Origin of the sequence: Clostridium weizhouense (assembly GCF_019431045.1) — a bacterium.
GTDB lineage: Bacteria > Bacillota > Clostridia > Clostridiales > Clostridiaceae > Clostridium > Clostridium weizhouense.
Genome location: NZ_JAHXPT010000004.1, coordinates 329,003 through 352,118, shown reverse-complemented (window position 1 = coordinate 352,118; position 23,116 = coordinate 329,003). Strand labels below are relative to the sequence as shown.

At 26.6% G+C, this 23,116-nt stretch carries 22 protein-coding genes and 2 riboswitches; of the genes, 15 read left to right on the top strand and 7 right to left on the bottom strand.

Annotation, left to right across the window (positions count from 1 at the left end):
- Positions 1–153: 153 nt before the first annotated feature.
- The 10 genes from KYD98_RS07810 to glgP all read left to right on the top strand — a co-directional run bounded on the left by KYD98_RS07810 (position 154) and on the right by glgP (position 11,402).
- A complete protein-coding gene (locus KYD98_RS07810; RefSeq protein WP_219779051.1) occupies positions 154–354 on the top strand; it encodes a BhlA/UviB family holin-like peptide in 201 nt (66 codons plus the stop codon).
- An 8-nt stretch (positions 355–362) separates the two neighbouring features.
- A complete protein-coding gene (locus tag KYD98_RS07805) occupies positions 363–596 on the top strand; it encodes a hypothetical protein (protein ID WP_219779050.1) in 234 nt (77 codons plus the stop codon).
- A gap of 102 nt (positions 597–698) precedes the next feature.
- On the top strand, positions 699–1,496 hold the full coding sequence (locus KYD98_RS07800; protein WP_219779049.1) for a GH25 family lysozyme: 798 nt from the start codon (positions 699–701) through the stop codon (positions 1,494–1,496).
- Positions 1,497–1,880: 384 nt separating this feature from the next.
- The gene (locus KYD98_RS07795; RefSeq protein ID WP_219779048.1) at positions 1,881–2,939 is read left to right on the top strand and encodes a phosphodiester glycosidase family protein; all 1,059 of its coding nucleotides are present in this window, start codon (positions 1,881–1,883) and stop codon (positions 2,937–2,939) included.
- Between the two features lie 30 nt (positions 2,940–2,969).
- On the top strand, positions 2,970–4,007 hold the full coding sequence (locus KYD98_RS07790; RefSeq protein ID WP_219779047.1) for a hypothetical protein: 1,038 nt from the start codon (positions 2,970–2,972) through the stop codon (positions 4,005–4,007).
- Between the two features lie 266 nt (positions 4,008–4,273).
- Complete coding sequence (locus tag KYD98_RS07785) at positions 4,274–5,383, top strand: ABC transporter ATP-binding protein (RefSeq protein ID WP_219779046.1); 1,110 nt, start codon at positions 4,274–4,276, stop codon at positions 5,381–5,383.
- Between the two features lie 15 nt (positions 5,384–5,398).
- A complete protein-coding gene (locus tag KYD98_RS07780; protein ID WP_219779045.1) occupies positions 5,399–6,337 on the top strand; it encodes a PucR family transcriptional regulator in 939 nt (312 codons plus the stop codon).
- Positions 6,338–6,501: 164 nt separating this feature from the next.
- Positions 6,502–7,515, top strand: coding sequence for a LacI family DNA-binding transcriptional regulator (locus KYD98_RS07775; protein ID WP_219779044.1), 1,014 nt, complete (start codon positions 6,502–6,504; stop codon positions 7,513–7,515).
- 36 nt (positions 7,516–7,551) lie between these two features.
- Complete coding sequence (gene malQ / locus KYD98_RS07770; RefSeq protein WP_219779043.1) at positions 7,552–9,039, top strand: 4-alpha-glucanotransferase; 1,488 nt, start codon at positions 7,552–7,554, stop codon at positions 9,037–9,039.
- Between the two features lie 2 nt (positions 9,040–9,041).
- Positions 9,042–11,402 carry a glycogen/starch/alpha-glucan family phosphorylase gene (glgP, locus tag KYD98_RS07765; protein WP_219779042.1) on the top strand — a complete coding sequence of 787 codons (2,361 nt, stop codon included), beginning with the start codon at positions 9,042–9,044 and terminating at the stop codon, positions 11,400–11,402.
- A gap of 133 nt (positions 11,403–11,535) precedes the next feature.
- On the opposite strand, the gene KYD98_RS07760 is transcribed toward glgP, so the two are convergent.
- A complete protein-coding gene (locus tag KYD98_RS07760; RefSeq protein WP_219779041.1) occupies positions 11,536–12,402 on the bottom strand; it encodes a 50S ribosomal protein L11 methyltransferase in 867 nt (288 codons plus the stop codon).
- Between the two features lie 359 nt (positions 12,403–12,761).
- Here KYD98_RS07760 and KYD98_RS07755 point away from each other — a divergent pair, with 359 nt between their 5' ends.
- Positions 12,762–13,721, top strand: coding sequence for a D-2-hydroxyacid dehydrogenase (locus tag KYD98_RS07755; RefSeq protein WP_219779040.1), 960 nt, complete (start codon positions 12,762–12,764; stop codon positions 13,719–13,721).
- Between the two features lie 222 nt (positions 13,722–13,943).
- Here the strand turns inward: KYD98_RS07755 and KYD98_RS07750 are convergent, their stop codons facing one another.
- Entirely contained in the window at positions 13,944–14,735 is a 792-nt protein-coding gene (locus tag KYD98_RS07750) for an HAD family hydrolase (RefSeq protein ID WP_219779039.1), read from the bottom strand.
- Positions 14,736–15,242: 507 nt separating this feature from the next.
- On the opposite strand from KYD98_RS07750, the gene KYD98_RS07745 reads away from it, so the two are divergent.
- From KYD98_RS07745 to KYD98_RS07735, 3 genes are all read left to right on the top strand, one after another.
- Complete coding sequence (locus KYD98_RS07745) at positions 15,243–15,986, top strand: phosphatase (RefSeq protein ID WP_219779038.1); 744 nt, start codon at positions 15,243–15,245, stop codon at positions 15,984–15,986.
- Between the two features lie 27 nt (positions 15,987–16,013).
- A complete protein-coding gene (locus tag KYD98_RS07740; protein ID WP_219779037.1) occupies positions 16,014–16,448 on the top strand; it encodes a GNAT family N-acetyltransferase in 435 nt (144 codons plus the stop codon).
- A 163-nt stretch (positions 16,449–16,611) separates the two neighbouring features.
- A riboswitch (glycine riboswitch) is annotated at positions 16,612–16,703 on the top strand.
- Positions 16,704–16,705: 2 nt separating this feature from the next.
- Positions 16,706–16,790: riboswitch (glycine riboswitch) on the top strand.
- Between the two features lie 72 nt (positions 16,791–16,862).
- The gene (locus KYD98_RS07735; RefSeq protein WP_219779036.1) at positions 16,863–18,290 is read left to right on the top strand and encodes an alanine/glycine:cation symporter family protein; all 1,428 of its coding nucleotides are present in this window, start codon (positions 16,863–16,865) and stop codon (positions 18,288–18,290) included.
- A 71-nt stretch (positions 18,291–18,361) separates the two neighbouring features.
- On the opposite strand, the gene KYD98_RS07730 is transcribed toward KYD98_RS07735, so the two are convergent.
- Positions 18,362–18,634, bottom strand: coding sequence for an acylphosphatase (locus KYD98_RS07730; RefSeq protein ID WP_219779035.1), 273 nt, complete (start codon positions 18,632–18,634; stop codon positions 18,362–18,364).
- A gap of 262 nt (positions 18,635–18,896) precedes the next feature.
- On the opposite strand from KYD98_RS07730, the gene ndk reads away from it, so the two are divergent.
- Positions 18,897–19,310 (top strand): nucleoside-diphosphate kinase, encoded by a 414-nt coding sequence (ndk, locus tag KYD98_RS07725; RefSeq protein WP_219779058.1) that lies wholly within the window; start codon positions 18,897–18,899, stop codon positions 19,308–19,310.
- Between the two features lie 53 nt (positions 19,311–19,363).
- On the opposite strand, the gene KYD98_RS07720 is transcribed toward ndk, so the two are convergent.
- From KYD98_RS07720 to potA, 4 genes are read right to left on the bottom strand one after another with little or no spacing between them, the layout of a single operon-like run.
- A complete protein-coding gene (locus tag KYD98_RS07720; protein WP_219779034.1) occupies positions 19,364–20,428 on the bottom strand; it encodes an ABC transporter substrate-binding protein in 1,065 nt (354 codons plus the stop codon).
- Position 20,429: 1 nt separating this feature from the next.
- A complete protein-coding gene (locus KYD98_RS07715) occupies positions 20,430–21,215 on the bottom strand; it encodes an ABC transporter permease (protein ID WP_219779033.1) in 786 nt (261 codons plus the stop codon).
- Positions 21,209–22,051 carry an ABC transporter permease gene (locus KYD98_RS07710; RefSeq protein ID WP_219779032.1) on the bottom strand — a complete coding sequence of 281 codons (843 nt, stop codon included), beginning with the start codon at positions 22,049–22,051 and terminating at the stop codon, positions 21,209–21,211. Before KYD98_RS07710 ends, KYD98_RS07715 begins: the two co-directional genes overlap by 7 nt.
- Entirely contained in the window at positions 22,044–23,093 is a 1,050-nt protein-coding gene (gene potA / locus KYD98_RS07705; protein WP_219779031.1) for a spermidine/putrescine ABC transporter ATP-binding protein, read from the bottom strand. The genes KYD98_RS07710 and potA overlap by 8 nt, the downstream gene beginning before the upstream one ends.
- Positions 23,094–23,116 lie beyond the last annotated feature (23 nt).

Genomic DNA, 23,116 nt, shown 5'->3' with positions numbered 1-23,116 from the left:
TATGCAAATTTTTATTAATACAAAAAAGCAAAAAACTTGTTAAAAAGGTATTGACTTTGCTTAGCAGGTTTTTATTGTCTATTTTTAAGAGATTAATTTAAATTTCAATAACTAATTATAAGCAGAAAAGACAATATTGAAAGGAGCTACTTTATGGATGAAATAATGAAAATGGCGTTAAGTCAGGGATTAGGTTATGCATTATTTGTTTTCCTGCTACTATATGTTTTAAAAACCACGGGAGATAGGGAAACAAAGTATCAGAGTTTGTTGGACGCATTAGCTGAAAAGTTTAATGTGGTAGAAGATATAAAAGAGGATGTAAAAGAAATTAAAATTAAGATTGAAAGGTAAAATTAAATATGAAAGAAAAAGAATTGATAGGAAGAATTAAGAATTCAGGAACAATTATTACTTTAGTGTCACTTATAATTTTAATACTTACTACTAATGGAATATTAGTGGACAGTGAGAGAGTAATTAATACTGTACAAGCAATTTGTAGTATTGGGGTTATATTAGGTATATTAAATAACCCTGAAACAGATGGACTTGATTTACCATTTATATCGTCTAAAGAAAATAAAAAGGAATAATTTAAAGAAATTCATCTATTCAGGAGTTTTATACTAGAATATCAACACTATTTTAAAATATAGGATATTATTATTTAATTTATTAGAAAAGGAAGAGATTAAATGAAAGGTATAGATATAAGTAATCATAATGGAGAAATAGATTTTGATAAGGTTAAAAAAAGTGGGATTGAATTAGTATATATAAAAGCGACAGAAGGAACAACTTATCAAGATCAGTATTTAGAAAAAAATTATAGTGAAGCGTTAAAACAAGATTTAAAAGTTGGTTTTTATCATTTTTTAGTAGGGTCATCATCACCAGAAACACAGGCAGAAAATTTTTATAATAATATAGTGAATAAACAAAATGATTTAAAGCCATGTTTAGACATAGAAGTTAATAATTTTGATGTTATGGATTATGCATTAAGATTTATAAAGAAATTTGAGAGTTTATGTAATTTACCTTTATGTATTTATACTGGTCCATATTTTGCAAATGATAATTTAGATGATAGATTAGCTAAATATGCATGTTGGATAGCTCATTATGGAGTAGATACTCCGATGCAAACAAAGATATGGAAAAATAATTATGCAGGTCATCAATTTACTGAAAAAGGTAGAGTTGACGGAATAAATACTTATGTAGATATGAACAATTTTAATGAAGATATATTAATAAATAATAAAAAAACAGGATATATAATTACTAATTATTTGCCTAATGGATATAGAGGGAATAGGGAATTTGAAGGTGTAGACCTAGAGTATGTACTGAGTTATTTTGAAAATGTTAGGTGTTATATAAAGCATAATGATAATGGAATTTGGATAGAAACTCAAATATTACCTATGAGCAAATGCCAAGAGCTAAAAGATAAATTAGGTAGTTGGTATTATGAAATAAGGCAATAAATTAAGTAGAATTTAGAAAAATACAATTTTTTTGTAAAAACACGTTATATTTATAAGTAATAATATATAGATTCTTTAAGAAAGTAAAAGATTATAAATAGATCTCAATTTTGTTTTTTTACATCCCTTTAAAGCTTGTCTAGGAGTAATTATTTTTTCTTCCATATATAAATGATTATATTTCAAAATTTTCAATTTAGAAGAAAACATCTTTAAATAGATTTATAGATTTATTTTTTTCATTAGATTAAATTTATACTCCAGCAGATAATAATTTACAAAGAACAGATCATTAATATAGTAATTTTTTTGTAACACATCTTATGTAATAATTTGCTATAATAGGAAAGAATATAAATATATTTCAGAACTTTGGAGGGATGTATGAATAAACAAGTAAAAAAAAGATTACCAAGAAAAAAACGAAGAAAAAAGCAGAAAAAAAATAAATCGATAAAAGTGCCAGTAATTACCGGTATATTATATATTATTGTATTTTTAATAATAACAACACCAATAGTATTATTATATGGCCCATATGATAATACAAGAAAAGTTTTAATATCTACTGTACTAGCAACAAGACATTCATATTTAATCAATAAATTTGTACCTCAAGATATTTTAGATAATATATTAGGAGTAAATCAAGATAATTCAAATATTGAAGAAAGTGTTCAAGTAAATTCTTCAATTGACATAAACAAAGTAAATGTTAAATGTAAGACAGGAAACGAAGTAATTAAATATGATATACATACTGATAGATACGATGGTTATATATTGGAAATAAAAAATCCATTAAAAGTTAAAGTAGCCATGACTAAACATTTAGGTAAGTTAGGACAAAAAACTAGTGAGATGGCAGAAGAACATAATGCAGTAGCAGCTATTAATGGAGGATCATTTGTAGATAAATCTTCAGATGGGGTGACTTATGCTGGAACTGGTGGAGAACCAGGCGGATTTGTAATTTCAGATGGTAAGGTTATATATCCGACTTCAGAGTATAATGAAAATAAAAAAGAAAATGTTATTGCATTTACTAAAACGGGAGTTTTAATAGTTGGAAATCGTAGTTTATCACAATTAAAGAAATTAAATGTGCAAGAAGCAATATGTTTTAGGCCACCCAATATTATAATAAATGGCAAAAAGCAAATAAAAAACAAATTTGAAGAAGGATTTAATCCTAGAACTGCTGTAGGGCAAAAAGAAGATGGAACAGTATTATTTTTAGTTTTAGATGGTAGAAAATTATTAAAACCAGGGGCAAGTTTATATGATGTTCAAGAAATTATGTTGGATAGTGGAGCTATAAATGCAGGGATGCTTGATGGTGGATATTCAACAACAATGTACTATAGAGGTGATGTAATAAATTCTCCTAATGCTTGGGATGGTGAGAGGACAGTAGCTACAGCCTTTTACGTTGAAGAGTAAAGATTTTATATAATTAGGAGAGTGTAAATTATGAAAAAATTAAGAATAATAATAAGTTTTACGATTATAGCATTGTTAATTCAACATACCATATTTTTATATATAGAAACTATATATTTATCATCAGATATGAAAATTAAAATAGAAAAATCTGATGATAAGCAATCTATTAAAAATGAAAAAAAAGAAATTAAACTAAAAGAAGAGTTAAATGATTTTAAAGTATCATCTAATGGAAGATTTATCGCTTCTTTAAAAAATGGAAAGATAAATATATTAGATAGTAACGATAATAAAGATAAAGAATTAAAAAGTAGCTTAAATGGAGAAGTTGTATTTTATAAATGGGTAACGAATTCAGATAGTATAATACTTATTCAAAAGATAAAAGAAAAAGGAAAATATTATTTTAAACCCATAGCATTTAATGCTAAAACTGGAGATGAAACAGAACTTTCTGATTTTAACATAAATAAATTGAAAGTTAAGGTTGAAAATAGTGGGGATAAAGTTGAAGATATACCATTTTCAATAGGAACGCATAGTTTATATATAAAAATAAGAAAAAGTAATGGAAAATGTGATTTATATTATGCAAATATAATGAATGAGCTAGAAAAGAAAAGAGATAATAAAGATATAGGTAACATTGTAGTACCAACTACTGGAGCTAATGCAATAATGGAAATGGGTTCAAATGTAACAATATTAGATAGTAGAGGAAATTTATCAATACCTAATTTTAATAATCCTAAAGTATTAGGAACAGATATAGATGATAATGTATATTTTGGATCAGAGAATAACGGAAAAGTAGATAAAATATGTTATTCTGTTGCATCTGATAAGTATAAAGAATGGAAACAGCTTAAATTAGATAAGGCAGTTGATAAGGAAGATATATTAGTAGATTATTCAGGTAAAGTTTATATCAATGATAAAGATAATGGATGTGTAATAGATCTAATAAGTAATAAGTCTATTAAGTATAAAGGGGATTTAGTTCAATCATATTCTAAGGGGATTATATCTAAAGTGGGAAATAAATTAATGAAAAATAATATATAAAAAAGCGTGGATAAGTTTTAATAGAATTTATTTAGGAAAATACTATGGTTAAGTTTATAATTAATCATAGTATTTTTATATTTGGTTGTGTTTTGAGTAAATATTATAGAATTTTACGATGAATTTATATTTTTTAGTAGTATTTCACAAAAAAAGTAAAGTAGTTTTGGAATTTTTTAATATAGAGTTTAAAGGATTACAATTGTACAATATATATATAAACAGACATAGAAAAAATCAGGATATTTTTAAAGGGAGTGATTAAAATGGCAGGTTTGTCATTAAAACATATTTATAAAATTTACTCAGGTAATGTAACTGCTGTAAGTGACTTTAATCTTGAAATAGAAGATAGAGAATTTATAGTTTTTGTTGGCCCATCAGGTTGTGGTAAGTCAACAACTTTAAGAATGGTAGCAGGTCTTGAAGAAATTTCTAAGGGTGAATTATATATAGATGGAAGATTGGTTAATGACGTAGAGCCAAAAGAAAGAGATATAGCAATGGTATTCCAAAACTATGCTTTATATCCTCATATGACAGTTTATGATAATATGGCTTTTGCATTACAATTAAGAAAAGTGCCAAAAGATGAAATAGATAAAAAAGTTAAAGAGGCAGCAAAGATACTAGATATAGAACATTTGTTAACTAGAAAACCAAAGGCTTTATCAGGTGGACAAAGACAAAGAGTTGCACTAGGAAGAGCAATCGTTAGAGAACCTAAAGTATTTTTAATGGACGAGCCATTATCAAATCTTGATGCTAAATTAAGAGTTCAAATGAGAACAGAAATAGCTAAACTTTATCAAAAGTTACAAACAACATTTATATATGTTACTCATGATCAAGTTGAAGCTATGACTATGGGTACTAGAATCGTTGTAATGAAAGATGGTATAATACAACAAGTAGATACTCCACAAAATATATATAATACTCCAACAAATATATTTGTTGCTGGATTTATAGGAAGTCCTCAAATGAATTTTATTAATGGTAAAGTAATCGAAAAAGATGGAAAATTATATTGTAACTTTGAGGGGAATAGTATATTATTACCAGAAAATAAAGTTAAAAAATTAAGGGACAAGGGATATGTAAATAAAGAAGTTACTTTTGGAATTAGACCTGAACATTTAGATGATAATGATGAAATTATTGCAGCAAATCCATCATCAATTATAAAAGGTAATGTTGAAGTAGTTGAACTTATGGGTGCTGAAAGTTATATTTATTTTGTAGCAGCAGGACATAACATGACTGCAAGAGTTAATGGAACCACTAAATCTAAAACAGGCGATTCTATAAAATTATATGTAAAAAATGAATGTATTCATATATTTGATAAAGATAGTGAATTAAGAATAATTTAACTTTGAGGTGAAAGTATGTATGGATTAGTTACTTATTTAGAAGAATTATATAAAAGCTGTGAAATACCATTTCAGGTTTGGTTAAACAATGAAGTTATATTTAGAACTAATCCTATACTTTCTGCTGAAAAAAATTTAGTAGAAAATAGATTTTATATTAAAAGTGAGTTATGCATAATTCAAACTTATGATAGATTTAAAGATTCATTAAAGATTATTAAATTTTGCATTGAAAATAAATATAAAGAAGAATATTGTTCTAAAGAGAAAATTGTAATTTCATTACTGAAAAATGAATATATATCAAAAGAAAAATTAGAAGAAATAATGTATCCGTTAATAGATACATATCTAATAACTATATCTTTAAATGAAAAAACACATGAATTAATACAGCTTTTAAAAAATATATATTCAGATATGGATATTACTATATTTGAATATGATGGTTATGTAGTTTTAATTGGTGTGTTTGAAGAAATAGAAGAACACATATTTAGTATAATTGGGACTATTGATGTTGATTTATATAAAAAATGTTATATAAGTTATTGTTTAATTAAAGAATATAATTTTATAAGTCACTTATATGAAGAGAATATAGGTAAAATTGGATTAGCTAAAAAATATAATTTATCTAATAGGATTATTAATGAAAAGAGTATGCTATTTGAAAGCATTATAGATAGTTTAAGTGAAAAAAGCAAATTAAAAATATTAACTAAATTTAATAATGGATTTAATAATTTAGATGATGATACTATAAAAACAATTGAGGTGTTTTTTAATTGTGATTTAAACTTAAGCGAAGCAGCAAAAGAATTATATGTTCATAGAAACACATTAATTTATAGATTAGATAAGATAAAAAAGTACACTTCTTATGATATTAGAAGTTTTAATGAAGCTATATTATTTAAAATAGCATTCTTTATATGGAAAGGGAAAAAGTAAATTTTTCTCAATGTTTGGTAACGGTTCCGAAATTGATGTAGTAATTTGTAGAATAAACAAAATACTTTATTGATATATATTAAGCAATAGAGGTATAATAGTATTATTACGGAATCGATACCGGTAATTTCTAATAACTTTAGAAATATCATAGGAGGAGTATTATGAATATAGGAGATATTGCAAAGCTTGCAGGGGTTGGAGTAAGTACTGTATCTAGAGTAATAAATAATCATCCAGATGTTAAAGAAAGCACAAGAGAGAGAGTATGGGAAGTAATAAAAGAAAATAAATATATACCTAATAATAGCGCTAGAATATTAAAACAAAATAATACTAAAAATATAGGCGTTTTAATCAAAGGTGTATCTAACCCATTCTTCTCACAAATGATAAATGTTATAGGTAAAACTATTGATAAAGCAGGATATACTATGATTCTCCAACAAAATGATTTTAGTTTCTGTCAAGATGTTGAAAACCTTATAGGTTTTATTAAAGAGAAAAAATTACAAGGAGTTATATGCCTAGGCGGTAACTTTATTGATATTACTGATGAGAGTTTTAGTGGATTAGACACACCAATAGTATTAACATCAGTGAATACCATGTCTAAAAAAGGAAAAGCAAATTATTCGTCTGTAGGAATTGATAATATTAAAGCTGCTTATGATGCAACAAAATATTTAATAGATAATGGACACAAAAATATAGCATTACTTTTAGGAGAAACTAATGATTTTGGAGTAAGTTGGTGGAGATTAAATGGATATAAAAATGCATTAGAGAAAGAAAATATAAATATAAATGATGAACTTATTTTAATAGGAGATTATTCTTGTGAAAAGGCATATAAAGAAACTATGAACTTATTAAAAATAAGAAAGGATGTAACTGCTATTTTTGTTCTTTCAGATTTGATGGCAATTGGAGCTGCAAAAGCTGTAGTTGATAGTGGATTAAAAGTTGGAGAGGATATATCTATTGTTGGGTTTGATGGAATGGATGAAAGCAAATACTATAATCCAGGAATTACAACTGTAAAACAACCTAGAAATTTAATGTCGGAGATAAGTGTGAATTTATTATTGGCATTAATTAATGGCAGTGAAGAACATAAACATATATTACTTGATACTCAATTAATTGAAAGAGAATCTTGTAAGAAGTTAATATAAAAAAATTAAGGGTTTGAAATTGAAGGAGGAGAAATAATGGAAAGAAAAAGTGGTATTCTTATGCCAATAGCATCCTTACCAGGAGAATTTGGTATAGGAACATTAGGAAAAGAAGCATATAAATTTGCAGATTTTTTAAAGAAAGCAGGACAAAAATATTGGCAAATGCTTCCTATAGGACCTACTAGTTATGGAGATTCTCCATATCAATCTTTTTCAGCATTTGCTGGTAATCCATATTTTATTGATTTTGATTTATTAGAAGAAGAAGGTTTATTGAAGAAGTATGATTATGCTAATGTTAATTTCGGAACTAATCCAGAAGATATAGATTATGGTTTGTTATTTATAGAAAAGATGAAGATTTTAAAGATAGCTTATGAGAGATTTAAACTTAATAAACCAGATGATTTAAAAAAATTTGAAGAAGAAGAAAGTTTTTGGCTAGATGATTACTCATTATATATGGCAATAAAATCACAATTCGAATTAAAAAGTTGGCAGACTTGGGATATGGACATAAAACTTAGAAAGAAAGAAGTCTTAGAAGAGTATAAAATTAAACTTCAAGATGAAATCGAATACTGGAAATTCATTCAATATAAATTTTTTGAACAATGGAATAATTTAAAGAATTACGTTAATGATTTAGATATAGATATTATAGGAGATATTCCAATATATGTAGCAGAAGATAGTGCAGATATATGGGCTAATCCAAAAGCATTTTTATTAGATCAAGAAACTTTAGTTCCATTAAAGGTTTCAGGATGTCCACCAGATCATTTTGCAAAAACTGGTCAACTTTGGGGAAATCCAATTTATGATTGGGAGTATATAGATAATACCAATTATAAATGGTGGATTTATAGAATGAGACAAAGTGCAAGACTTTACGATGTAACAAGAATAGATCATTTTAGAGGATTTGAATCTTATTGGTCAGTACCTTATGGTGATTTAACAGCTGAAAATGGTGAATGGGTAAAAGGTCCTGGTATGAAATTATTTAATGCAATAAAAAAAGAACTTGGAGATATTAGAATTATTGCTGAAGATTTAGGTTTTCTAACAGATGAAGTTGTTAAATTTAGAGAAGATTCAGGATTTCCAGGAATGAAAATATTACAATTTGCATTTACATCAGATTCTTCAAATCAAGATTTACCTCATAATTATGAAGAAAAATATGTAGCATATACAGGAACTCATGATAATAATACATTTAGAGGTTGGTTTGAAAAGACTGGTAGTAAAAGAGAAATTAAAAATGCTATAAAATATCTTGGCTTAAATAGAAAAGAAGGTTACAATTGGGGATTTATACGTGGTGTTTGGAGCAGTAAAGCGTATTTAGCAGTAGGATTAATGCAAGATTTCTTAAATTTAGGAAATGAGGCTAGAATAAATGTTCCATCTACATTAGGAACTAATTGGAGATGGAGATTTAAGAATGATGTTTTTACAGATAAATTAGCAAATAAAATATATAATATAACAAAAATGTATGGAAGGTGCGATTAGGTATGAATAAAGAGAATATGAAAAAAGGTATTAATAGATATTTAAAAGTAAAATATGGAGTAACAGTAGATGATGCAAAAGAATATGAAATATTTAATGCGCTTTCATTAACTGTATTAGAAGATATAGTAGATGATTGGAAAAATACTAGTGAATCTTATAATTCTGGAAGAAGTGCAAATTATTTTTCAGCTGAATATTTAATGGGTAGAGCTCTTGGAAATAATTTAATGAATTTAGGATTATATGATGATGCTAAAGACGTGTTATCAGAATTAAATATAGATATAAATAAAATAGAAGAAATAGAGGAAGATGCTGGACTTGGTAATGGTGGTCTTGGAAGACTTGCAGCATGTTTTATGGAATCAGCAGCAACTATAGATGTACCACTAAATGGTTATGGAATTAGATATAACAATGGTTTATTTAATCAAAATATTGAAGGTGGATTTCAAACTGAAAGTGAAGATAACTGGTTAAAATATGGAGATCCTTGGAGTGTAAGAAAAGAAAGAGAAGCACAAATAGTAGAATTTTCAGATATGAAAGTTAGAGCTATTCCATATGATACTCCAATAATTGGATATGGAACAAAGAATATAAATACATTGAGATTATGGAAATGTGAACCTATTAAGGAGTTTGATTTTGTTTTATTTAATGAGCAAAAATATGATAAAGCTGTTAGTTTAAAAAATAGAGCAGAAGATATTTCAAGAGTATTATATCCAAATGATTCAAATGATCAAGGAAAAATATTAAGATTACGTCAACAATACTTTTTAGTAAGTGCTTCACTAAAAGATATTATAAGAAAACACAAACAAAAATTCGGTACCGATTTCGAAAATATAAGTGTAAATAATTTTGTTCAATTAAATGATACTCATCCAACACTTGCAATTCCTGAATTTATTAGATTATTAGTGGATGAAGAAGGTGTTAACTTTAAGGATGCATTAGAATATGCTAAGACTTTCTTTGGTTATACAAACCATACAATATTAGCAGAAGCATTAGAAAAATGGAATATTAAATTAATAAAGAAACTATTCCCTAGAATATTAGAAATAGTTAAAGATATAGATAAAGAATTAATAAAAGAATTAAAAGAGAAACATTATACTAAAGAAGAGATTAATGAATTTAGAATTATATTTGATAGACAAATGAGAATGGCTAATTTAGCTATATTTGTATCAAAAGCTGTAAATGGTGTTGCAAAGTTACACACAGATATATTGAAAGATAGTGAATTAAATAATTGGTATAAATTATATCCACAAAAATTCCAAAATAAAACTAATGGAATAACTCCAAGAAGATGGCTTAGATTATGTAATCCTGAATTATCATCATTTATAACTAAATTATTAGGTACTGAAGAATGGGTTAAAAATTTAGATTTATTAAAAGAGTTAAAGAAGTTTGAAGATGATGATAAAGTATTAGAAGAACTTATGAATATTAAGCTTCAAAAGAAAACTCAATTAGCAGAACATATTAAAAATGAAGAAGGAGTTGAATTAGATCCTAATTCAATATTTGATATTCAAATTAAAAGATTACATGAATACAAGAGACAATTATTGAATGCTATGTATATCTTAGATTTATATTATAGAATCAAAGAAAACCCAGATATGGATATTCCTAAAACAAGCTTTATATTTGGAGCAAAAGCTTTCCCAGGATATGTAAGAGCAAAATCAATAGTTAAATTTATAAATGAAATAGCGGAACTTGTTAATAATGATGAGGATATAAATGGAAAAATAAAAGTGGTATTTGTTCATAATTATAGAGTTTCATATGCTCAAAGATTATTCCCAGCAGCAGATTTATCAAAACAAATTTCAACAGCAGGAAAAGAAGCTTCTGGAACTGGTAATATGAAATTTATGTTAAATGCTACACCAACATTTGGAACTTATGATGGAGCTAATATAGAAATTGTTAATGAAGCGGGAGAAGAAAATAACTACATTTTTGGATTAAGAGTTGAAGATATCGATAAGATTAAAGAAGAATATGACTCAACAACTTATTATAAAAAAGATAAAAATATTAAAAGAGTGTTAGATACTTTAATTGATGGTACATTTAATGATGGTGGAAGTGGAGATTTTGAAGATCTATATAACTCATTATTAGAAGAAGGAGATCAATATTATCTATTAGCAGATTTTAAATCATTTAAGGAAACTCAAGATAGAGTATTCGAAGATTATAAAGATAAGAAGAAATGGGCTAAAAAATGTTTTGCTAATCTTTATAGTGCTGGAGTATTCTCAAGTGACAGAACAATTAAAGAATATTGTGATGAAATTTGGAATATTAAAAAGACATCTATAAAATAAATAATATAAAATAAAAGCTGATTCATTAAATTTTGAATCAGCTTTCTTATTTTTGTATGTTTTAAGGTATATTTAAGAAAATAATAGATCAGTAGTATAATTGCTTATTTTATGTGATACTGTGTGAGCAAATTTAGTTTATTTTATTGAAAATAGCAGTACACCATTCATTTGTTTGTATTTTTTCTTCTATTTTGTAACCTTTAGATTCAACAATTTCTTTAATAGAATCAAAGCTCCATTCAACTAATCCAGAGACTAATAATTTACCATTTTCATTAATATGAGAATTGATATAGTCCATAAACATTTCAGTTTCTTCTCCACCTATATTTATGTAAATCCAATGGAATTTACCTTCTATGTTAACTTCATTATTTAATGCATCGCCAACAAGCACTTCAATATTATTAATATTGTTTAAAGAAGAATTAAATTCAATTTCTTCTCGTACATCTCTAATATCTAGTGCACAAATTTTTTTTGCATTTTTAATACTTGTAGCTAGTGCAAGTATACCAGACCCTGTACCTATATCTAATACATTAAGGTTAGTAAAATCTTTAGATAAGATATATCTTAATATATCTTGTGTAGTTTCATGTAATCCAGTACCAAAGGCCCCTTGGGATATGAAATTTATTTTTTGTTTACCAGGAAAGTCTTCATCTGGGGATGCTAATACCCATTTATTATCTAAATGTATAGCAGGGAAATTAGGTTCTTCATAAGTATAGTTTTCTTCAACCATATTAATTGGTTCTGACTCTATTATAGAGTTAACTAAAGATTCAAATGAAGTAAGGTTCTCTTTTTCACCATCAAAAACTACTTTTAAATCAATAATTACATTTTCTTTTTCTAAGTAGCCATATCCAAATTCATCTGTAGTTATTTCTAATGGACTTTCATAAAATACATTAAAAATATCGTTAAATTGTAGTTTTTCAATTGTAGTATCTACATTCTGAAATGGAATTTTATACGTAAAAATAAACATAAATAAAAATCTCCTTTAAAATCTAAATATATATGCTCTAATTAAGTTAATACATTTATAATCTTTTAGGCACATGAAATAAAATAATAGATTAAAGAGGCATTGTGTATTTTGCGTCAGAGAAGGAAGTAAATTTAGTTAATAGTGGGCTATTAGCTAAATTTGCTGACGTAGTATTACACAAAATAGATGAGCATACTGGTCTATTATTTTTTTGAATGTGCCTTATATGATTTTTATAGAAAATTATATCTTTAATTAACAATATTCTAGTTAGAAGCATATATATCATAAGTTTTATATATCTTAGCTTATGATATAATAAAAGAAAGTGAAAAACAAGGAAAGGGAGTTTTTTTATGAAACAAATAGTGATACTTGATGGAAAAACTTTAGGAAATGTAGACTATTCTAAATTAAATGAGTTTGGAAAGGTTACATATTATGATATAACTTCAAAAGAGGATGTAAAGCTAAGAATAAAGGATGCTAATATTATATTAACTAATAAGGTGGTTTTAAATGAAGAAAATTTAAAAGAAGCTAATAATGTAGAATTAATATGTGAAATGGCAACAGGGTTTAATAATATAGATACAAACTATGCAAAAAGTAGAGGAATTGCTGTAACTAATGTGGCAGGATATTCTACTAATACAGTAGCACAGCATACTTTTGCTACACTATTACACTTATATGATAAGATTGCTTATTTTGATAATTATATAAAGTCAGGAGAATATTCAAAATCACAAATATTTACTAATTTAGATGAAACATATAAAGATATAGATGTTAAGGTATGGGGAATAGTTGGTCTGGGAGCAATAGGAAGAAGAGTAGCTAAGATTGCAGAAGCTTTTGGCGCAAAGGTTATTTATTATTCAACATCAGGTAAAAATTCAACTTCAGATTATGAAAGAGTATCATTTGAAAAATTATTAGAGAAAGCAGATATAATTTCAATTCATGCTCCTTTAAATGATAATACTAAAGCATTAATGAACTATGATGCATTTAGTAAAATGAAAGATGATGCAATAGTAATTAATATGGGAAGAGGCCCTATAATCGTAGATGAAGATTTAGCTAGAGCAATAGATGAAAACATTATAGGTGGAGCGGCATTAGATGTTTTTGAAGTAGAACCAATACCTTCAAATAACCCTCTATTAAGCGTTAAAAATAAAGAAAAGATAGTTTTAACTCCACATATAGCATGGGCAAGTGAAGAAGCTAGAGATAGGTTATTTGATAACCTAATAGAAAATATTAAAGCATATAATAAAGGTGAAAAAAGAAATAGAGTAGAAATTTAATTATTATATGTGATTTGTACAGCAGAATATATTTAAAAATAGAGTTGATACTGTAGTATAAGGGTAAAATCCACTTGTCTATGAAATTTATCCGATAGCTAGTATCTATAATTTTATAACAGATACTAGCTCATGGATAAGAATTTCTAACCTTCAGTTGAAAGCAAGTTTCACCTGAGACTAAGAACTTTGTTTATACTACAATATTAACTCTTAAAAATATTATGCTAGTATTACGTGCTCCATTATTGCACCTAATACTCCGTAATCTTCATTACTTTCTGCTATGTATTTTGCATGTTGTTTCATATCTTTTGGAGCATTTTTCATTACAAAGCTATGTTCAACTTGGTTTAGCATTTCTATATCATTATAGTAATCTCCAAATGCCATAACTTCATCTTTAGCTATATTTAAAGTATCCATTATTTTCTTTAAAGCAGTACCTTTATTAACGGTTTTATTCATTATATCTAACCATAATGGACCGGCAACAACTACATTAAGCTTGTTTCCAAATAAAGGTTCAAGAATTGTATTTGAATTTTTTATAGATGTTTCTAAATCACAAATAGTAACTTTGATTATATCATCGTCAACTTTACTTAAGTCATCCACAACTTCATAATTAACATAATACTTTTTAATTTCTTCTAAATATTCATCAGAACACTTTTCTATATAAGCACATTTAATACCACATAATACGACAGTAGTATTATGTATAGTTTTTGCTTTTGTTAATATGTCTTGTACGATATCATTAGACATAACATCTTTAAATATTAATTCATTATTGTGAAATACTAAAGCACCATTATCAGTTATATATGATAAATAGTTAGCCATAGGACCGAAATTTGTTTGTAATGTAGCATAAGGTCTTCCACTAGCTATAACTAACTTAACATCTTTTTTTCTTATTAAGTTTAAAACTTCTGTAAAACTTTCAGGTAAATTACTATTTTCATCTAATAAAGTACCATCCATATCTGTTGCAATTAATTTAATCATAAAATCCTCCTTAAGTTTATACCTATTAAAAGCTATTTAGGCACATAAAATAATAGATTAACAATGATGTTTGATATATTATGTTTCAGATGAAGAGACAAAATATATAAAAATAATGATCCATTATTTTTTGAATGTGCTTTAAATAATAATATCATAAATGTTAATCGCTTTAAAGGAGTAATGGATTAGGTATTAATATATAAAATGTATTAAAAGCAAATAATAATGTATTTAAATCCATTAAATATTCCATATAAAAGTTTTATTGGGTTTGATTTATAATTTAAGTATGATAGTATGATAATTGGTAAAGATAAAAAAATTAAGCACATGAAATAAAATAATAGATAAAAGAGACGTTGTATATTATGTTTCAGACAAGGAAGCAAGGTCAGTTAGTAATGAGCTATTAGTTAAATTTATTGACTTAGTATGATGTAAAATAGATGAGAATATTATTCTACTATTTTTTTGAATGTGCTTAAAGTGAAAAGAGGGATTTTTATGAAATATGCATTAGATATTCATACTCATACAATAGCAAGTGGTCATGCTTATTCAACTTTAATGGAAAATGCAAAAGCAGCTTCAGCAAAAGGAATAAAGGTATTAGGAACCACAGAACATGGCATAACTATGCCTAATTCTCCTCATATATGGTATTTTAATAATTTTAAAGTGCTTCCAAGAGAAATGTATGGTGTTACTATGCTTTATGGAGTAGAAGCAAATATAAGTGATTATGATGGAAATTTAGACATGGATTTAGATACATTAAAAAAATTAGATGTTGTTATAGGGAGTATTCATCCTCATCCTGGAGTTTATAAAGTAGGAACTAAGGAAGAAAATACAAGAGCATTTATAAATGCAATTAAACAAGGACAAATAGATGTTATAGGTCATCTTGGAAATCCAGAAATATCAGTAGAATTTGAAGAAGTAGTAAAATGTGCTTATGAAAATAATGTTTTAATTGAAATTAACAATAGTTCTTTTACAACTTCTAGAGTAGGAAGTAAGAATAATTGTACTGAGATTGCCTTGTTGTGTAAAAAATATGGTGCTAAGTTAGTTATAAATAGTGATGCACATTTTTGCACTAAGATAGGAGAATTTACTGAAGCAATTGAAATGTTAGAGTCAATAGAATTTCCAGAGGAGCTTATAATTAATAAAACTCCAGAAGATTTATTAAAAATGTTAAAGAAAAAAGGGAAATTAAACGATTTAGATCTAGTGGATTAATAAAGTTTTAAGTAAGGTGTGATAGGGATGGGTATATTAAGAATTAATGAGACGGATTTAAATGAATGTGCAAGTTTATTTGTTAGAGTATTTAATGGAGATCCTTGGAATGATAAATGGAGTGATGAGAGTGCATTTAGAAGATTAAAGGATATTTATATGTGTCCCAATTTTATTGGAATTAAATATGTAGAAAAGAATATTATTAAAGGTGCTATATTTGCAAATTGTGAAGAATGGTATGAAGGAAAACATTTAAATATAAAAGAAGTTTTTGTTTCAAATGAAGTACAAGGAAATAATATAGGAAGCATTTTAATTAATTCTATAGAAGATGAAGTTAAAAAAGTAGGAGTAGATTTTCTTATATTATTTACACAAAATAATTTGTTGAAAAATTTCTATATAAAGAATAACTTTAAAGAAGAAAATTCATTAAGTATAATGACAAAATCTATATAAAATGTATTAAATAAAAATAATGTTCGCTTTTATATATTTGAAATAGCTACTTTTAGTTAACATATAGAAAAAATAGTATATATAGTATATTAAAGAAATAAAAAAAACTTGAATAAATTTAAAAATACATATATAATTGAACCATAAATTAAAGAACGTTCGGATGAAGGTAGTGGGAGAGATATTAATATAATACAAATTATATTAATACACCGAAGAGGGAAATCTTTCAGGTATTAGGACCGCTACTGGACGAGCCTCTGGAGAGACTCATTTATATGAGCACCGAAGGAGCAAGGTAATTGCTATAATTGCTGAAACTCTCAGGTAAAAGGACAGGGGATAGGATTAATCAAAATAAATTTTGGTTGAATTCTTATTCTCCTCCGTAATAAAAATTAAGGGGGATTTTTTATGTTATTATCAAATCTATTATTATCAACAGCGGGAGTACAAACTTTCTTTGAAACAATTGACAATATTGTTTGGGGTCCGCCATTACTTATTCTTTTGTTAGGAACAGGAATTTACCTAACAATTCGTCTTAAATTATTACAAATATTTAAATTACCAATAGCATTAAAATATGTATTTGGAAAAGATGAAGAAATTACAAGTGAAGATGCACATGGAGATGTATCTAGCTTTGCTGCTTTATGTACAGCTTTATCAGCAACTATAGGTACAGGAAATATAGTTGGAGTGGCAACTGCTGTTAAAGCAGGTGGTCCTGGAGCATTATTTTGGATGTGGATAGCAGCATTTTTTGGAATGGCAACCAAATATGCTGAAGGAGTACTTGCAATAAAGTACAGAGAAATTGATGAAAATGGTCAAATGTGTGGAGGGCCAATGTATTATATCCAAAATGGACTTGGAATTAAATGGCTTGCAAAGTTATTTGCCTTTTTTGGAATAGGAGTTGCCTTTTTTGGAATAGGTACATTTGGTCAAGTTAATTCAATTGCATCAGCTGCAGCTAACTTTAATATTCCGTTAGGAGTTACAGCAGTGGTTATAACAGTCTTAGTAGCATTAGTAACTTTAGGAGGAATAAAGAGAATATCTAAAGTTTCAGAAACACTTGTACCATTTATGGCAGTAGCATATATAATTGGAGCAGCACTTGTACTTGGATTTAACTTTCAAGCTATTCCATCAGCATTAGAATTAATAATTAAAAGTGCATTTAATCCAGAAGCCATTGGAGGTGGTGTATTAGGTATTACAATTACAATGGCGATCAGAAATGGTATAGCTAGAGGTGTATTTTCAAATGAATCAGGACTTGGTAGTGCACCAATAGCAGCAGCAGCAGCAAAAACAAAATCAGCAGTTAGACAAGGTCTAATATCAATGACAGGTACTTTTTTTGACACAATAATAGTATGTACTATGACAGGTCTTGCAATAATTATTACAAGTGATCATACAGGTGTATTCGAATTAGGAGCAACAATAGAGGGGGCAGGACTTACATCAGCAGCTTTTCAAGTAGGTTTACCTATAGCTTCTTTAGGAAAGTACATTGTTAATATAGGATTAATATTTTTTGCTTTTACAACAATACTTGGATGGAATTATTATGGGGAAAAGTGTATTCAATATTTATTTGGTACTAAATCAATTTTACCATATAGAATAATATATATAGTATTAGTTGCTATAGGACCATTCTTACCATTAGAATTGATATTTATAATAGCAGATATAGTTAATGGTTGCATGGCCTTTCCTAATTTAGTAGCATTAATAGGTTTAAGAAAAGTTATAATTCAAGAAACGGAAGAGTTTTTTGAAATCATGAAATTAGAACAATCAACAAATGAAGTGAGTGCTTAATATATAATAATAGGTGATATCTTTAAGCTTATTTAAAGATATCACCTATTATTTATTAAAGAAATAAATAATTAATACTTTATTTTGAATTTTTTTTCATTAGAAATTAGGGGAATGGGAGTTACATTTATATCCATAACTTTAGCAAATTTGTTACTTACCATTATATAAGAAATAAAAGTATCAATATTTTCTTGTCTGCCTTGTATTTCAATTTTTACATTTCCGGAATCAAGATTTTGAGCATATCCAGTTAAAGAAAGCTCTGTTGCTTTTAATTGTGAAAAAAATCTAAAGCCAACACCTTGAATTCTTCCTGCTAATATTAACAAATATCTAACCATAATGTTACCTCCTAAAAAATATTATTATAATTTATTAAAAATGTATTCTATAAAAAATTATATTTTAAATAATTACTTTTTAAAAGTTAGAATAAGTGTTATAATGAAATCATTTACAGGAGTTATTATAAGTTAATATTTAGGTTTAAAGTGAAGAAATAGATATATTTTTATAATAACATAATTGGAAAAAAATAAAATTATTTATAATTTTCGGAAAATTGTATATAATATAGGTAATCAATTAAAGGAGGCGACTTAAATTATGGAAAAAAGTATGGTATTAATTAAGCCGGATGGAGTAGAGAGAAATATAATAGGAAACATTATAAGTTGTTATGAAGCTAACGGATTAAAGGTAGTTCATTTAAAACTTATGAAAGCAACAAGAGAAATTGCAGAAAAACATTATTCTCAACATAAAGGAAAAGATTTCTATGAAGAGTTAATAACTTTTATAACAAGGAGTCCCCTATGTGCAATTATATTACAAGGTGAGGATGCAGTAGCAAAAGTAAGAAGAATAAATGGAGCAACTAGTCCTGATGATGCTGAAGAAGGAACAATAAGGCATAGGTATGCAAGAAGTAAAACAGAAAATTGTGTTCATGCATCAGATACATTAGAAAGTGCTAAAGAAGAAATTGAGTTATGGTTTCCAGAATTAAACCAATAATATAAGATAAAAAAATCCTTAGATGGTATAGATACTATCTAAGGATTTTACTATTAATTAGATGTTTTAACTTTCATCCAAGCATCATCATATAATTTTAATGAATTATCTAAATCAATAAATACTTCACATTTATCTAATACTTCTTTTGTAGGATAAGATCCTTTATCATTTTTTATATCATCATCTAAAAGTTCATATGCTTCTTTATTAGGTGTTGAATAACCTATATAGTCAACATTTTGTTTTGAATTTTCTGGATCACAAAGAAAATCGATTAACATTTCTGCTTCTTCTTTATTATTAGCACCTTTAGGAATTACCATTGCATCAAACCATTTATTTGACCCTTCTTTAGGAATTACATATTTTAATTTAGGATTTTCTGATTTTATAAAATTTGCATCTCCAGACCATACTGTAGCAAGAGCAGCTTCTTCATTAATCATTTTATCTTTAACCTCATCTACATAGTAAAGAGGAGATAAAGATTGCTTTTGTTTAATTAATTCTTTAGTAGCTGAATTTATTTCATCAGGATTTGTACTATTTATAGAATATCCAAGTTTTTTCAAAGCTACAGCTATAGTATCTCTCATTGAGTCAAACATGATTATTTGTTTATTATTATATTTTTCATTCCATAAAATATTCCAACTATCAACATTCTCTTTTACTATGTCAGGATTATATATTATTCCTATAGTTCCCCACATATAAGGAACTGAGTATTCATTAGTAGGATCATATGCTAAATTTTTAAAATTATCATCTATATAATCGTAATTAGTTATGTTATCAAAATTTAATTTTTCGAGCATATCTTCTTTAAGCATTTTTTGAATCATATAATCAGATGGTATTACTAGATCATAACTACCAGGAGTACTTTTTAGTTTTTGATACATTATTTCATTTGTATCATATGTTGAATACTCAACATGAATTCCTGTTTCATCTTCGAATTTAGCTAATAGATTTTCATCAATATAATCACCACAGTTATAAAAGTAAACTGTTCCAGTAGATTGTGTTTTTCCATTAAAACATCCTGAAAAAAGACTTAAACTTAATAAACTAATTAGAGCCAAAGCACCAAAAATTTTGAAATTTTTCAAACTAATCACCTCTTACAGAATTTTGCTTTTTGTTTACTATGATTAATAGGGTTAAAACAGTTAAAAACATTAAAGTTGAAAGAGCATTTATTTCCGGTTTAATTCCTCTTCTTGCCATTGAGTAGATCTCTATAGAAAGATTACTTACACCAGGACCAGTAGTAAAGAAACTTATAACAAAATCATCGATTGACATAGTAAATGCCATAAGAAAGCCTGAAATAATACCAGGTTTAATTTGAGGAAGTATAACTTTTCTAATGGTATACCAAGGTGTTGCTCCTAAATCTGCTGCAGCTTCTAAGGTATTTTCAGGAAGTTGTTTTAGTTTAGGAAGAACTGAAAGTATTACATATGGAATATCAAATGTAATATGAGCTAAAAGCATAGTAATGAATCCAAATTTTAAATTTATAAATATAAACATACTCATAAGAGCAATACCTGTAACTATATCAGGATTTAAAACAGGCAGATAATTAATATTTAAAATTAAGGATTTTTTTTTACCTTTCATTTGATTTATACCAATAGCAGTTAAAGTACCAACTATTGTAGCTATAATGGAAGCTACAACTGCAATTAATATTGTATAGTAAAGTGCGGACATAAGCCTTTGGTTATGAAATAATGTTTTATACCATTTAAAAGTAAATCCAGTCCACTTACCCATAGTCTTAGAACCATTAAATGAAAATATCATCAAAGTAAAAATAGGTGTATACAAAAATAAAAAAATAAGAAATAAATAAAAGCGTTTAATAAAATTTTCTAATTTATTTACCATAGTTGTCCACCACCTTCTTTACTGTCGTTATTTTCAAATCTAGATGTAAGAGCCATAAAAATTAATATAATTATCATCATAATTATTGAAATTGCAGAACCTAAGTTCCAATCACCCATAGTTGTAAATTGTTGTTCAATTACATTACCTAAAAGCATATATTGACCGCCACCTAATAATCTTGAGATTACAAATGTAGAAACAGAAGGCATAAATACCATTGTAATTCCAGAAATCATACCAGGAATACTAAGTGGAATTATAATTTTTGTAAAAACTTTAATTCTACCAGCACCTAAATCATGTGCTGCATTTATTAAATCTTGATCCATTTTTATTAAAGAAGTATAAATTGGAAGAACCATAAAAGGTAAGAAATTATAAACCATTCCTAATAAAACTGCTCCATCATTGTAAAGAAAAGAGATAGGTCCAATCCCTAATTGTCTAAGTAAAAGATTTACTAAACCAGTTTTCCCTAATATAGGTACCCAAGCATAAGTTCTTAATAAAAAATTCATCCACATTGGCAAAATAAATAACATAATTAAGAAGTTTCTTTTACACTTATCTATTTTTGCAATTATATATGAAATAGGGTAGCCAAGAATTAAACATGCTATTGTAGATTCAAATGCTAACCATAATGATTGTTTAAAAATATATAGATATTGAGGATTAAGTAGTTTATTATAGTTATCCAATGAAAATGAATAACTTGAATTAATCTTTTGTGTAAAGCTGAAAAATAATACTATAATTAAAGGGATAACTATAAATAAGGCACTCCAAATTATATAAGGATATGCTAATATTGAAGTTTTTTTATTATTCATTATCAATACTCTTTTTCATAATGTGAATATCTTCAGGGAATATATCTAATCCTATTTCAGTATCCACTTCTGCATATTTTGTATTATGAAGTATAAATGTAAAATCATTTACAGAAACAAGTATTTCATAGTGAACCCCTTTAAACATTACAGATTCAACTTTACCTTTAAGCATTCCATGTTCAGCTTTAACTATTTTTATATCCTCAGGTCTTATAACAACATCGATATTTTCCATTTTCTTAAAACCTTTATCCACACAAGTAAATTCTTTTTCGCAGAATTTAACTTTAAGGTCATCAATCATTATCCCATTTAAAATATTACTTTCACCTATAAAATCAGCAACGAAAGCATTAGCAGGTTCATTATAAATATCTTCTGGAGCACCCATTTGTTGAATTACTCCTTTGTTCATTACAATAATAGTATCAGACATTGTAAGAGCTTCTTCTTGATCGTGAGTTACAAATATAAAAGTAATACCAATTTCTTGTTGTATTTTTTTTAGTTCTATTTGCATTTCTTTTCTAAGTTTTAAATCTAATGCTCCTAAAGGTTCATCTAAAAGTAAAACTTCAGGTTTATTTACTAATGCTCTTGCAATGGCAACTCTTTGTTGTTGTCCACCACTTAAAGAATCAATACTTCTTTTTTCAAATCCCTTTAAAGCAACTAAATTAAGCATTTTTTCGACATTTTTTTTAATTTCATCTTTTGGCATCTTTTTTAATTTTAATCCAAAAGCGATATTTTCAAATACATTCATATGAGGAAATAATGCATACTTTTGAAATACAGTATTTACTTTTCTCTTATAAGGTGGAAGAGCAGAAATATCTTTATTTTTAAACATTACTTCTCCTGAATCAGAATTTTCAAATCCAGCAATTATTTTAAGCGTAGTAGTTTTACCACACCCGCTAGGGCCTAATAATGTTAAAAATTCATTCTTTTTAATGTTTAAAGATAAATTATTTAATACTTGCTGTTCACCATAAGATTTACTAATATTATGTAGTTGTATTATATTATCGCTCATAAAAGAACACCTCTTTCTAAAAT

What these genes read in the sequence shown, in the direction of transcription:
- KYD98_RS07810 (WP_219779051.1), top strand. Translation starts at nt 154, where the DNA reads ATGGATGAAATAATGAAAATGGCGTTAAGTCAGGGATTAGGTTATGCA.
- KYD98_RS07805 (WP_219779050.1), top strand. Translation starts at nt 363, where the DNA reads ATGAAAGAAAAAGAATTGATAGGAAGAATTAAGAATTCAGGAACAATT.
- KYD98_RS07800 (WP_219779049.1), top strand. Translation starts at nt 699, where the DNA reads ATGAAAGGTATAGATATAAGTAATCATAATGGAGAAATAGATTTTGAT.
- KYD98_RS07795 (WP_219779048.1), top strand. Translation starts at nt 1,881, where the DNA reads ATGAATAAACAAGTAAAAAAAAGATTACCAAGAAAAAAACGAAGAAAA.
- KYD98_RS07790 (WP_219779047.1), top strand. Translation starts at nt 2,970, where the DNA reads ATGAAAAAATTAAGAATAATAATAAGTTTTACGATTATAGCATTGTTA.
- KYD98_RS07785 (WP_219779046.1), top strand. Translation starts at nt 4,274, where the DNA reads ATGGCAGGTTTGTCATTAAAACATATTTATAAAATTTACTCAGGTAAT.
- KYD98_RS07780 (WP_219779045.1), top strand. Translation starts at nt 5,399, where the DNA reads ATGTATGGATTAGTTACTTATTTAGAAGAATTATATAAAAGCTGTGAA.
- KYD98_RS07775 (WP_219779044.1), top strand. Translation starts at nt 6,502, where the DNA reads ATGAATATAGGAGATATTGCAAAGCTTGCAGGGGTTGGAGTAAGTACT.
- malQ (WP_219779043.1), top strand. Translation starts at nt 7,552, where the DNA reads ATGGAAAGAAAAAGTGGTATTCTTATGCCAATAGCATCCTTACCAGGA.
- glgP (WP_219779042.1), top strand. Translation starts at nt 9,042, where the DNA reads ATGAATAAAGAGAATATGAAAAAAGGTATTAATAGATATTTAAAAGTA.
- KYD98_RS07760 (WP_219779041.1), bottom strand. Translation starts at nt 12,402, where the DNA reads ATGTTTATTTTTACGTATAAAATTCCATTTCAGAATGTAGATACTACA.
- KYD98_RS07755 (WP_219779040.1), top strand. Translation starts at nt 12,762, where the DNA reads ATGAAACAAATAGTGATACTTGATGGAAAAACTTTAGGAAATGTAGAC.
- KYD98_RS07750 (WP_219779039.1), bottom strand. Translation starts at nt 14,735, where the DNA reads ATGATTAAATTAATTGCAACAGATATGGATGGTACTTTATTAGATGAA.
- KYD98_RS07745 (WP_219779038.1), top strand. Translation starts at nt 15,243, where the DNA reads ATGAAATATGCATTAGATATTCATACTCATACAATAGCAAGTGGTCAT.
- KYD98_RS07740 (WP_219779037.1), top strand. Translation starts at nt 16,014, where the DNA reads ATGGGTATATTAAGAATTAATGAGACGGATTTAAATGAATGTGCAAGT.
- KYD98_RS07735 (WP_219779036.1), top strand. Translation starts at nt 16,863, where the DNA reads ATGTTATTATCAAATCTATTATTATCAACAGCGGGAGTACAAACTTTC.
- KYD98_RS07730 (WP_219779035.1), bottom strand. Translation starts at nt 18,634, where the DNA reads ATGGTTAGATATTTGTTAATATTAGCAGGAAGAATTCAAGGTGTTGGC.
- KYD98_RS07715 (WP_219779033.1), bottom strand. Translation starts at nt 21,215, where the DNA reads ATGGTAAATAAATTAGAAAATTTTATTAAACGCTTTTATTTATTTCTT.
- KYD98_RS07710 (WP_219779032.1), bottom strand. Translation starts at nt 22,051, where the DNA reads ATGAATAATAAAAAAACTTCAATATTAGCATATCCTTATATAATTTGG.
- potA (WP_219779031.1), bottom strand. Translation starts at nt 23,093, where the DNA reads ATGAGCGATAATATAATACAACTACATAATATTAGTAAATCTTATGGT.